This window comes from Sphingopyxis terrae subsp. terrae NBRC 15098, from assembly GCF_001598815.1.
In the GTDB taxonomy this organism is placed as follows: Bacteria; Pseudomonadota; Alphaproteobacteria; order Sphingomonadales; family Sphingomonadaceae; genus Sphingopyxis; species Sphingopyxis terrae.
Genome location: NZ_BCZQ01000007.1, coordinates 1 through 9,845 on the forward strand (window position 1 = coordinate 1; position 9,845 = coordinate 9,845).

The following is a 9,845-nucleotide window of genomic DNA, read 5'->3' on the forward strand; positions in this document are numbered from 1 at the left end:
GAGAGTTCGACCGACCTCACCCGCTCTCCATTCAGTCTGCACTAGCATCGCTAAAACGCTACCTGCCGGAGGATCGCTATCGAATCAAACTACACGATCTTCTGACGTCGGCGGTCGCCGACGCTCGATCCCGGTGGGAAGCGGCAGGCCTTACGCTGCAGGACCCAGAACCGAATGATGAGACTATTGTCGCCCGCGTTAAAACTTATGACAGCAGCATGGAAATCTTGCTGCCCATGGCAATAGAACTAGGAAAATGGTCGCGGCCCGATCAATTCCAATTAATTTGCGAAGTGCTCGAAACGCTAAGCCAACGTCCAGCGACGCAAGGCCGCACATACAACCTTTGGTCCGAACTTTCTCGCTATCCAGCCACTATATTTTTATATGCCGCTGGCCTCAGTGCTTTGAAGTCCAACAACATAGAACTGATTGGGCGCCTATTTTCGACGCCGCTTCGTAGCGGAATGGGTGAGAATGAACCGGCAGTCGCAACCCTCATGCCGATGTGTCTCGTCGATAAAAAGGAGAGCCTTTGGCCGCTTTTTGAAGGATCAAGGAGACATACGCCGCTGAGTGATTGGCTGGAAATGCTGATGCGTCACCGCTTCTCTCCAAATTCGAGTCCCGATCAATACAATGACCCCTTCACTCAATTATTCGATGAATTCGAAATGATCGGCGGAGTGTCATACCGCACCTTAATTCGAGAAAAGCGCGAGTGGATATGGGTTCCCTTTGGATGCTGGGGCTGGAGGAGAAGCGTCAAAGAAGGTATATTGGAGAAACTTAGCGCCGATCTCGCTAAAAATAGCAATCAATCTAAATTGCTCCGGCTAGGGATTTTCTCTAATGGAGAGACCGAAGCGACCGATGTTATAAAAGAAGTCTTGGAATTCTGTCGAAAGTTACAACTTTGGTAGAGATTGGGATTACAGTTTACTAAATTGCCAAATTCCGGCCCGAACGGAACGAGCGGCAGTCGGCCTAGCAGCGACACCATGCTACACTCCCATCCATGCGCCCTCGAAACCCCCTCTATGTCATGGCCAAGCCGCCGCCGGAGGTGCAGGCGGCGATCGCCGCGTTGCCGCGCAACGATCCCGGGCGCGGCCCCGACCTCCTCCATGTCACGCTCATCTCGCTCTACGACCTCCACTACGCCCCGCCCGATTGGCTGCCCGCGACCATCGCCGCGCTGGACGGCTTCGCCGCGGCGCCCTTCCCGCTCCGCTTCGACCGGATCGAGAACCGCAAGGCGGTGACGCTGCGCACGCGCGAGCCGCTGGCCGAGGCGCGGGCGTTCCAGAAGGCGCTGGTCAACCATCTGCTCCGCGAAAAGGCGCCGATCATGGACGGCACCACCCCCGAACCGCACATAACGATCAACTATCGCGGCGACCGCCTGAACGCGCAGAAAATCCCGCCGATCGGCTGGACGGTCGATGAAATCATCCTGACCGAAAGCATCGTCGGCAAGACCACGCATGTCGAACACGGCCGCTGGCCGCTGCGTGGGGATGCGGGCTGAGCGATTGCGTCCATCCACTTTCGTCATCCCGGACTTGATCCGGGATCCACGACAACGGCGCGGTTCTGGATCCCGGATCAAGTCTAACGAGCCACGCGTCTCGTTAGAGGATGACGAATCCGAAAATCCGCCCTCCGCGCATCGATGGCGGACACGCCGTCACCCGAAGTAGCGACGAAACCAGCCCCGCTTTCGGGGAACGACCGGCGAACGTCCGGAAATGCGCAGCAGATATTGGCCCAGGATCGCCGCTTGCTGTTTGGTCATCAATATCCGGAACAGGTCGGGATCGTGCGCCTTTGCCGCTTCGGAAGATTGCACGCTTTCCAGCCGGAGCATGATGCGGTCGCCCGCGTCATGATGGTCCCAGCCGACCAGTGCCCCGAAACTCTCCATCATCCCGCCTCTCCCCCCACCCTCTTCGCGCGGCCGATGCCGTTGGCGCGATAGGGGCTTTTACCAGAGCGGCGGCAAAATGTCGTCCAATGGCCGAAAAAGCCGCCAGTCCGCGGCCCCCGCAAAAACCCCTTTCCTACATTGCCCCGCCATGGTTCATCCTGTTCGATGACCCAACCCAAATCCCCTGCTCGCCCCGCGCCGCCGCGTGATCCGGCCTTGCAAGGCCCGGCGCCGCAAAGCCTGATCGCCGCGCTGTCCGCCTTCACCCCCGCGCAGCTTCAGCGCCGACGCAGCACCGGCTGGACCCCCGACCGCCAGCGCAAATTTATCGAGGCGCTCGCTGCGACGGCCTGCGTGACCGAGGCGGCGGCGAGCGTCGGGCTATCGGCGACGTCGGCCTATAACCTCCGCCGCCGCCCCGAGGCCCATGCGTTCCGCCATGCGTGGGATGCCGCGATCGATTGCGGGATGCGGCGGCTGGTCGACGCCGCGCTGGCGCGCGCGGTCCACGGCGTGCCCGTCCCCATATTCTACAAGGGCGAACAGGTGGGCGAGCGGCGCGAATATCCCGAACGGCTCGCGATGTTCCTGATGCGCGCGCACGACCCCCGTCGTTTTGCCGCCGCCGGTTCGGGCGACGCGGGCCGCGGCGCCGCGCCCGCCGATGGCGATCCCGCCGAAGCCCGGCTGACCGATGCGCTCGCGCGGATCGGCGCGCCCACCGACGACCCGCCGTCCGCCCCGCTGCGCCTGCCCGGCCCCGCTGCCGACGACGGCGACGGCGATAGCGCGGAACCAAGTGACTGATTTCATGGGCCCAGAGGTGACAAGTTTGACAAGTTAAGGCAAAGCGAGACAGATGACTGACACCGCTCCCACCGCCCCCGAGCCCACCGGCCCCGATGCGGGCGCAACCTTCTACCACGGCACGCGCGCCGACCTAGCCGTCGGCGACCTGCTCGCCGCGGGTTGGACCAGCAATTACGACACCGACAAACCGCTCTCGTGGATCTATTTCTCCGCCGCGCTCGAATCGGCGATCTGGGGGTGCGAGCTTGCCGCGGGTGACGGGCGCGAGCGCATCTATATCGTCGCGCCGACCGGCGACTGGTTCGACGATCCCAATCTCACCGACAAGAAATTTCCCGGCAACCCGACGCGCAGCTACCGCAGCCGCGCGCCGCTGCGCATCGTCGGCGAAGTCGATAGCTGGACCCCGCACCCGCCCGAGGTGCTGCAGGCGATGAAGGACGGCCTCGCCCGGCTGAAGGCCGAGGGGAAGGATGTGATCATCGACTGACCGGGCGGGCGGGGCCGCGGCGCCGCCGGGATCAGCTGCCCTGGCGCTCGTCCTTGTAGAAGGGCCGGTCGCCGGCGATCGTCACCCGCTCCATCCGGCGCACCGCGGGGAAATAGTCGGACGCCGCATAATGCTGCCCGGCGCGATTGTCCCAAAAGGCGATCGATCCCGCCTCCCAGCGAAAGCGGCACTGATATTCGGGGATGGCGGCCTGCGCATAGAGATGCGCCAGCAGCCAATCGCTCTCCTTCTCGCTCAGCCCCTCGATATGGCTGGTGAAGGCGGTGTTGACATAGAGCGCCTGCTCGCCGGTTTCGGGGTGGGTGCGCACGACCGGGTGGCGCTGCGGCGGATATTGGTCGTGCAGTTCCTCCGGTCGCTTGCCCAGCCGGCGGGCAAAGACGCGCGCGATGTCGTGCGACGCGGTCAAACCGCGGCAAAACTCCTGCATCGCCGGCGACAGGCCGCGAAAGGCGGCGCCCATGTCGGCGAACAGCGTGTCGCCGCCGACCGGCGGCACCTCGACCGCGCGCAGGATCGACCCCAGCGACGGTTCGGCGCGCCAGGTGACGTCCGAATGCCACGCATTCTCCTGCCCCTTCGAATTGGGGCCGTGGGCGATGTGCAGCACTTCGGGATCGGGCTGGTCCTTCGGCGTCGCAGGGTGGATTTCCAGCGTCCCGAAGCGGCGGGCAAAGGCGATATGCTGCTGGGCGGTGATGAACTGGTCGCGAAAGAAGATCACCTTGTGCGCCAGCAGCGCGGCGCGGATTTCGGCGATCGTCTCGTCATCCTGCTCGGCCGACAGGTCGATCCCGCCGATCTCGGCCCCGATCGACGGGGTCAGCGGCATGACTTTCAGGCGGGCAAAACTGCGCGGCGACGCGGCGACGTTCATGGCATCTCTCTCCAACCGTTCCTGTTTTCGGCGGCGAATAGGCGCCTTCGCCGCCGCCGAGTCAAGGCAGGCGCTCCGGCCCGCGACGGAACCACAGGCGGCGTTCGGGGGTCTTGTAGGGCGGAAGACCTGCACTCCACCCGGCCGCTCCCCCGGCCTTTCCCCCGACAGGTCAGGAGAGACGATATGAAAAAAGCAACGATGCTCACCCTCGCCCCCATCGCCGCGGCGACCGCGCTTGCGGGCTGCGCCTCGACCGGCAGCTATGGCTATGACGACGGCGGCTACGGCTATTACGACAACAGCTATCACGACCGCTACGGCCGCTACGACTGGAACAATCCCGATCCGCGCTACGGCGGCTACTACGCCGACAATTATTACCGCAACGACCGCCGCTACCGCGAACGCCGCATGTCCGACGGCGATCGCATCTATCGCGGCCGCGACGGCAAATATTATTGCCGCCGCTCCGACGGCACCACCGGGCTGATCGTCGGCGGCATCGCGGGCGGTGTCCTCGGCAACGTCATCGCGCCGGGCGATTCGAAGACGTTGGGCACGGTGATCGGTGCCATCGGCGGCGCGGTCGCGGGCAATGCGATCGACCGCGGCAGCAAGAAGGACGACGTGCGCTGCCGCTAAGCGTCTCCGCCGGGCCGGCCTGTGCCGGCCCGGCGCACCGCCTCAATTCTCGAGCGTGTGTTCGAGCGTGATCTCGCAGTTCAAAAGTTTCGAAATCGGGCAATTGGCCTTCGCATCGGCGGCGATAGCCGCAAAACGGTCTGCCTCGATCCCCGGCACCCGCGCCGTCAGCGTCAGTGCCGATTTGGTCACCGCAAAGCCCTCGCCATCCTTGTCGAGCGTCACATCGGCCTTGGTGTCGATCTGTCCGTCGCTGAACCCCGCGCGTGCAAGCGCGAAGGACAGCGCCATTGTGAAGCAGGACGCGTGCGCCGCCGCGATCAATTCCTCGGGATTGGTGCCGGGTCCGTCCTCGAAACGCGATGCAAAGCCATAGGGCTGTGCATCAAGCGCGCCGCGGGCGGTCCAGATATGCCCCTTGCCGTCCTTGCCGAACCCTTCGTACCGCGCCGAACCGCTGTTGATCGTCATCGCCTTGCTCCTTCTGATGGCTCTCTCTTTGCAGGAAGCCCGCAGCGCCGCGATGGTTCCGGATCAGCGGGCAACACCGGCCTTGTCGAGTTCGCTGCCCAGTCGGCCGGTCAGCCACAGCGCCCACATGCGAAAATCGGCGGCGAGGCTCCACAAGGGATAGGTAAAGGTCGCGGGACGATTCTTCTCGACCCCGAAATGCGCCGCCCAGGCAAAGGCATAGCCCGCGACAGGAAGCGCAGCGAACAACCACCAGCGCCCGGTCGCAAGCGCGGCTACCGCCAGCAGCACGACGAGCGATGTCCCCATATAGTGGAGCGCCCGCGTATGCGGCTTGCTATGCTCGCGCAGGTAGAAGGGCCAGAATTCGGCAAAACTGCTGTAGGTGCGCGCCATGACGACACGATGCGCACGGTCGCGGTGCGGGTCAAGCCCGGCAACGCCCTACCCCGCGCGGTTCAACCGGACGAGTGCAGCGTCGAGCGCTTGCAGGAACTGCGACCGGTCGGCCTTTGAAAAGGGTGGCGGCCCGCCGATCCCGGCGCCCATGCCGGCGCGGAGGTCGGCCATGATCGCGCGCGTCGCGATGGCCGGTCCGATCGAGGCTGTAGTGAAGGGCTTGCCATTCGGCGCCAACACGGTCGCCCCCGCCTTGAGTGCGCGGTCGGCGAGCAAGATATCGGCCGTGACGACGATGCTGCGCGCATCGGCCGCCGCCGCGATCCAGTCGTCGGCAGCATCGAAACCGTCGGACACGGTTATCCGCTCGATCAGCGGGTGGTCGGGGACACGCAGACGGCTGTTGCTGACGACCTTCACCGGGACCTCGTGGCGCCAGGCGACGCGGTAGATTTCGTCCTTCACCGGGCAGGCGTCGGCGTCGACCAGGATCGTCGGCGTCCCGCTCATCCGGCAATCCCGTCCCACAACAGCTTCGCGCCCAGCAAGACCATCAACCCGTAGATGATCACATAGAAGCGCGCGCCGTCGATCCGCTTCAGCCAGCGCACCGTCAGCAGCGTCGCGACGATCGCCAGCGGCATCAGGAGCAGGGCCGCAACGATCACCTCGTGCGGAAAGGCGCCGAGCGCCAGATAGGCGGGAACCTTCATCCAGTTGACGATCGCGAACAGGATGGCGCTGGTCCCGATGAAGCTGAGGTGCGGCAGCTTGCGCGGCGTCACCCACATCTGGAACGGCGGACCGCCGGCATGCGCGATCTGGCTGGTGAACCCCATCAGCCCGCCGAACAGCGTCCCCACCCAGCCCGGCGAGCGCGACGCCGCGACGATGCGTCCGCCGCGCTCCACCCACAGGCGATAGAGGCCAAAGGCGAGCGTGATCGCACCGAGCGCCGCCATCAACTGCGCCTCATCGACGCGGTCGGCATAATAATATCCGGCCGCAACGCCCGCCGCCGCACCGGGGAGCATCCAGCCGATGACCCAGCCGTCCCACGTCTTGCGAAACGACCATACGCTGATGATGTCCTGGACGATCAGGATCGGCAGCAACAAAGCCGCCGCGGTGGCCGGCGGCAGCACCAGTGCCGCCAGCGGCGTCGCGAGCGCGCCGACCCCGGCCAGCCCGCCCTTCGCCATGCCGAGCAGGATGACCGCGACGATCAGCACCGCGAGCGTCAGCGGATCGGCGAGGATGCTCATGCGGCCGACGGGTCGACCGGGTCGGGCAGCCGCCAGTCGATCGCCCCGCGCCCGTGCGCCTCCAGAAAGGCATTCGCCTGGCTGAACGGCCGCGACCCGAAAAAGCCGTTATGCGCCGACAAGGGCGACGGGTGCGGCGCGCGCAGGATCAGGTGCGGGCCGTCGGCGCCCAGTCCCGGCACGTTCGCCGCCTTGCGCTGCGCATGGCTGCCCCACAGGATGAAGACCTTGGGCGCAGGGTCGGCAGCGACCGCCGCGACTGCGGCGTCGGTGAACTTCTCCCACCCCTTGCCCTGATGCGATGCCGCCTGCCCGCTTTCGACCGTCAGCACATTGTTGAGCAGCAACACGCCTTGTTCGGCCCAATGCTTCAGATATCCGTGCCGCGCCGGCGGGATGCCGAGGTCGCTCGCCATTTCCTTGTAGATGTTGACGAGGCTGGGCGGCGTGCGCACGCCCGGCTGGACAGAAAAACACAGCCCATGCGCCTGTCCGGGTCCATGATAGGGATCCTGACCCAGAATGACGACGCGGACATCCTGCGGCGGCGTCGCGTCGAGTGCCGCAAACCAGTCGCGGGGGCGGGGAAAGATTGTCTTCCCCTTCGCCCGCTGTTCGCCCAGAAAGGCCCTGAGCTGCGCCATATAGGGCTGGTCGAACTCGCCGCCGATGCGCGCGAGCCAGTCGGGATGCAATTTGACATCGGCCATGCGGGCGCTTGACCAGAGCCGCGCCGCCTTGTCCAGCGCCCATTCCGTCGCTAGGCGGTCTGCAACGGGCAAGGCGCCGGAGGAGTGGGCGAATGACGCAGGAACAGGATGGCGCGATCGGCGATGCCTTGACATTGCTCGAGGCCGTGGTGCGCTCCCGCCTCGCCGCGGGCGACGCCGGAACCTCCTACGTCGCCAGCCTCGCCGCCAAGGGGCGCGGAAAGATTGCGCAGAAGCTTGGCGAAGAAGCGACCGAAACGGTGATCGCGGCACTGACCGAAGATGATGCGGCGCTGACCGGCGAGGCCGCCGACCTCGTCTTTCACCTGACCGTCCTGCTGGCCGAGCGCGGCATCGGCTGGGATGCGGTTGCCGCCGAACTCGCCCGCCGCCACGGCATTTCGGGCCACGCCGAAAAGGCCGCGCGCGCGCAATAGCTGTAAGCCCCAAACGGTACGAGCCCAGGAGTCCCCATGCCCATCGACGCCACCCTGCCCTATGACGAGAATAATATCTTCGCGCGCATCCTGCGTGGCGATCTGCCGTCGAAACCCGTCTATGAAGACGAATTCGCTTTCGCTTTTCACGACATCAATCCGCAGGCGCCGCTCCACATCCTCGTGATTCCCAAGGGCGCCTATGTCAGCTGGGACGATTTTTCGGCGCGCGCCAGCGATGCCGAAATCGCGGGTTTCATCCGCGCTGTCGGCAAAGTTGCGCGCGACCAGCAGCTCGTCGAACCCGGCTACCGCCTGCTCGCCAACATCGGCGGCCATGGCGGGCAGGAAGTGCCGCATCTCCACGTCCATATTTTCGGGGGCCAGTGGCTCGGCCCGATGCTCGCGCGCTGAGCTTTCCCATGCTGCTGTGACCCATGTCACAGCGGCGCGCCGCCCTCCGGCTAGGCGGGACCGGTACGCGGGGCATGCTGGACAGTTGCACCTGTTTCCAGCAGGATAATGACGGGTCCAGACGGGGAGACGACTCGATGATGACGGGATGGCGTGGGCTGGCGAACCGGCTGGCCGGCAAGATGCGATTCGCGCTCATCGTGCCCGTCGCGGTCGCGCTTGCGGCCGCTGGGGGCGACACCGTCCCGCAGGTCACGCTCGCCACGCCGGGCAGCGCCGGAAACGGCGACGGCACGATCAGCCGTTTCACCCTGCGCTTTTCCGAAGACATGGTGCCGCTCGGCGATCCGCGCGCCAAGGCACCCGCGACGAACGACTGCAAAGTGCCGTCGACCGGACGCTGGGTCGATACGCGCACCTGGGTTCTGGAATTTGCCAAATCGCTCCCCGGCGGTGTCAGCTGCCATGTCGAACTGCGCGCCGACCTGCGCACGGCGCGCGGCGTCAGCGTCGTCGGCAACGACCGGTTCGAGATCGACACCGGCGGTCCGTCGGCGCGCGCCGTCCTGTCGGGCGACCGCTATGACGGGATCGAGGAAGACCAGATATTCCTCGTCGCCACCAACGTCGCGGCCGATCGCGCCTCGGTGGGCCGCTATGGCTATTGCGCCGTCGATGGCATCGGAGAGAAGATTCCGCTCGACGTGCTGCCGCGCGAAACGACCACCGAAATCCTGACCGGCGTCGGCGACGGCGACTGGCGGCGACAGCAGTTCAGCTACGATGCCGGCCTGCCGCTGCGGCTGCCCGCAGCAGGCGCCGATCGCGAAGCGATGCTCGACCGGATCGTCCCGGTCAAATGCCGCCGTCCGCTGCCGCCCGGCCGCGAAATGGCGCTCGTCTGGGATGCCCGCATCGCCCAGCTTGGTGCGCCGAGCCGAACCGCCGGCCGCGACCAGCGCTTCGACTATGACGTGCGCCCTGCCTTCACCGCCAAGATGGTATGCAGCCGCGTCAATCCGCAAGCCGGCTGCAACCCGATCAAGGATGTCGTGCTGAGCTTCGCCGCCCCGGTCGCACGCGCGGCCGCGCTCGCCGCGACGCTGAAGACCTCTGACGGCAAACAGCTGACGCCCAAAGCGAGCGACGACGACAAGAACGATGCCTGGCTGACGCAGGTGCGCTTTGCGGGGCCGCTGCCTCAGAATGTCGACGCGACGATCATACTGCCCGCCGACATTCGCGACCAGAGCGGCCGTGCGCTGCAGAATCAGTCGAACTTTCCGCTGAAATTCCACATCGACCGCGCTCCGCCGCTGGTCAAGTTCGCGGCCGACTTCGGCATATTGGAGGCAAGCGAGGGCGGTGTCCTGCCG

At 65.6% G+C, this 9,845-nt stretch carries 14 protein-coding genes and 1 pseudogene; 8 read left to right on the plus strand and 7 right to left on the minus strand.

Annotated elements, in window-relative coordinates:
* A partial coding sequence (locus STE01S_RS20295; protein WP_218016974.1) for a hypothetical protein occupies nucleotides 1-923 on the plus strand: 923 nt, incomplete at its 5' end.
* A gap of 122 nt (nucleotides 924-1,045) precedes the next feature.
* Entirely contained in the window at nucleotides 1,046-1,531 is a 486-nt protein-coding gene (locus tag STE01S_RS05800) for a 2'-5' RNA ligase family protein (RefSeq protein ID WP_062765853.1), read from the plus strand.
* 159 nt (nucleotides 1,532-1,690) lie between these two features.
* On the opposite strand, the gene STE01S_RS05805 is transcribed toward STE01S_RS05800, so the two are convergent.
* Nucleotides 1,691-1,930, minus strand: coding sequence for a hypothetical protein (locus STE01S_RS05805; RefSeq protein WP_162928213.1), 240 nt, complete (start codon nucleotides 1,928-1,930; stop codon nucleotides 1,691-1,693).
* Nucleotides 1,931-2,095: 165 nt separating this feature from the next.
* On the opposite strand from STE01S_RS05805, the gene STE01S_RS05810 reads away from it, so the two are divergent.
* Both STE01S_RS05810 and arr read left to right on the plus strand, forming a co-directional pair.
* A complete protein-coding gene (locus tag STE01S_RS05810; protein ID WP_162928214.1) occupies nucleotides 2,096-2,737 on the plus strand; it encodes a hypothetical protein in 642 nt (213 codons plus the stop codon).
* A gap of 52 nt (nucleotides 2,738-2,789) precedes the next feature.
* Nucleotides 2,790-3,230, plus strand: a complete 441-nt coding sequence (gene arr / locus STE01S_RS05815; protein WP_062765862.1) for an NAD(+)--rifampin ADP-ribosyltransferase — start codon at nucleotides 2,790-2,792, stop codon at nucleotides 3,228-3,230.
* A gap of 31 nt (nucleotides 3,231-3,261) precedes the next feature.
* Here arr and STE01S_RS05820 read toward each other — a convergent pair whose 3' ends face one another.
* Nucleotides 3,262-4,128, minus strand: coding sequence for a TauD/TfdA dioxygenase family protein (locus STE01S_RS05820; RefSeq protein WP_062765865.1), 867 nt, complete (start codon nucleotides 4,126-4,128; stop codon nucleotides 3,262-3,264).
* A 186-nt stretch (nucleotides 4,129-4,314) separates the two neighbouring features.
* Between STE01S_RS05820 and STE01S_RS05825 the strand changes: the two genes are divergently transcribed.
* Complete coding sequence (locus STE01S_RS05825) at nucleotides 4,315-4,773, plus strand: glycine zipper 2TM domain-containing protein (RefSeq protein WP_003041043.1); 459 nt, start codon at nucleotides 4,315-4,317, stop codon at nucleotides 4,771-4,773.
* Nucleotides 4,774-4,815: 42 nt separating this feature from the next.
* Here STE01S_RS05825 and STE01S_RS05830 read toward each other — a convergent pair whose 3' ends face one another.
* The 5 genes from STE01S_RS05830 to ung form a co-directional block, all read right to left on the minus strand.
* Nucleotides 4,816-5,244 carry an OsmC family protein gene (locus tag STE01S_RS05830; protein ID WP_062765868.1) on the minus strand — a complete coding sequence of 143 codons (429 nt, stop codon included), beginning with the start codon at nucleotides 5,242-5,244 and terminating at the stop codon, nucleotides 4,816-4,818.
* Between the two features lie 63 nt (nucleotides 5,245-5,307).
* Complete coding sequence (locus tag STE01S_RS05835; RefSeq protein WP_062765871.1) at nucleotides 5,308-5,640, minus strand: DUF962 domain-containing protein; 333 nt, start codon at nucleotides 5,638-5,640, stop codon at nucleotides 5,308-5,310.
* Nucleotides 5,641-5,688: 48 nt separating this feature from the next.
* Nucleotides 5,689-6,153 carry a YaiI/YqxD family protein gene (locus tag STE01S_RS05840; RefSeq protein ID WP_062765874.1) on the minus strand — a complete coding sequence of 155 codons (465 nt, stop codon included), beginning with the start codon at nucleotides 6,151-6,153 and terminating at the stop codon, nucleotides 5,689-5,691.
* Complete coding sequence (locus STE01S_RS05845; protein ID WP_062765877.1) at nucleotides 6,150-6,908, minus strand: sulfite exporter TauE/SafE family protein; 759 nt, start codon at nucleotides 6,906-6,908, stop codon at nucleotides 6,150-6,152. The genes STE01S_RS05840 and STE01S_RS05845 overlap by 4 nt, the downstream gene beginning before the upstream one ends.
* Complete coding sequence (gene ung / locus STE01S_RS05850; protein WP_003041057.1) at nucleotides 6,905-7,618, minus strand: uracil-DNA glycosylase; 714 nt, start codon at nucleotides 7,616-7,618, stop codon at nucleotides 6,905-6,907. The genes STE01S_RS05845 and ung overlap by 4 nt, the downstream gene beginning before the upstream one ends.
* A gap of 92 nt (nucleotides 7,619-7,710) precedes the next feature.
* Here ung and STE01S_RS05855 point away from each other — a divergent pair, with 92 nt between their 5' ends.
* The 3 genes and pseudogenes from STE01S_RS05855 to STE01S_RS05865 all read left to right on the plus strand — a co-directional run.
* Nucleotides 7,711-8,055 carry a phosphoribosyl-ATP diphosphatase gene (locus tag STE01S_RS05855; protein WP_062765880.1) on the plus strand — a complete coding sequence of 115 codons (345 nt, stop codon included), beginning with the start codon at nucleotides 7,711-7,713 and terminating at the stop codon, nucleotides 8,053-8,055.
* A gap of 36 nt (nucleotides 8,056-8,091) precedes the next feature.
* The gene (locus STE01S_RS05860; RefSeq protein WP_058812989.1) at nucleotides 8,092-8,469 is read left to right on the plus strand and encodes a histidine triad nucleotide-binding protein; all 378 of its coding nucleotides are present in this window, start codon (nucleotides 8,092-8,094) and stop codon (nucleotides 8,467-8,469) included.
* Nucleotides 8,470-8,606: 137 nt separating this feature from the next.
* Nucleotides 8,607-9,845 (plus strand): annotated as a pseudogene (locus STE01S_RS05865) (alpha-2-macroglobulin); the annotation flags it as partial.

Coding starts and splice junctions, on each gene's coding strand:
- STE01S_RS05800 (WP_062765853.1), top strand. CDS start 1,046: ATGGCCAAGCCGCCGCCGGAGGTGCAGGCGGCGATCGCCGCGTTGCCG.
- STE01S_RS05805 (WP_162928213.1), bottom strand. CDS start 1,930: ATGATGGAGAGTTTCGGGGCACTGGTCGGCTGGGACCATCATGACGCG.
- STE01S_RS05810 (WP_162928214.1), top strand. CDS start 2,096: ATGACCCAACCCAAATCCCCTGCTCGCCCCGCGCCGCCGCGTGATCCG.
- arr (WP_062765862.1), top strand. CDS start 2,790: ATGACTGACACCGCTCCCACCGCCCCCGAGCCCACCGGCCCCGATGCG.
- STE01S_RS05820 (WP_062765865.1), bottom strand. CDS start 4,128: ATGAACGTCGCCGCGTCGCCGCGCAGTTTTGCCCGCCTGAAAGTCATG.
- STE01S_RS05825 (WP_003041043.1), top strand. CDS start 4,315: ATGAAAAAAGCAACGATGCTCACCCTCGCCCCCATCGCCGCGGCGACC.
- STE01S_RS05830 (WP_062765868.1), bottom strand. CDS start 5,244: ATGACGATCAACAGCGGTTCGGCGCGGTACGAAGGGTTCGGCAAGGAC.
- STE01S_RS05835 (WP_062765871.1), bottom strand. CDS start 5,640: ATGGCGCGCACCTACAGCAGTTTTGCCGAATTCTGGCCCTTCTACCTG.
- STE01S_RS05840 (WP_062765874.1), bottom strand. CDS start 6,153: ATGAGCGGGACGCCGACGATCCTGGTCGACGCCGACGCCTGCCCGGTG.
- STE01S_RS05845 (WP_062765877.1), bottom strand. CDS start 6,908: ATGAGCATCCTCGCCGATCCGCTGACGCTCGCGGTGCTGATCGTCGCG.
- ung (WP_003041057.1), bottom strand. CDS start 7,618: ATGGCCGATGTCAAATTGCATCCCGACTGGCTCGCGCGCATCGGCGGC.
- STE01S_RS05855 (WP_062765880.1), top strand. CDS start 7,711: ATGACGCAGGAACAGGATGGCGCGATCGGCGATGCCTTGACATTGCTC.
- STE01S_RS05860 (WP_058812989.1), top strand. CDS start 8,092: ATGCCCATCGACGCCACCCTGCCCTATGACGAGAATAATATCTTCGCG.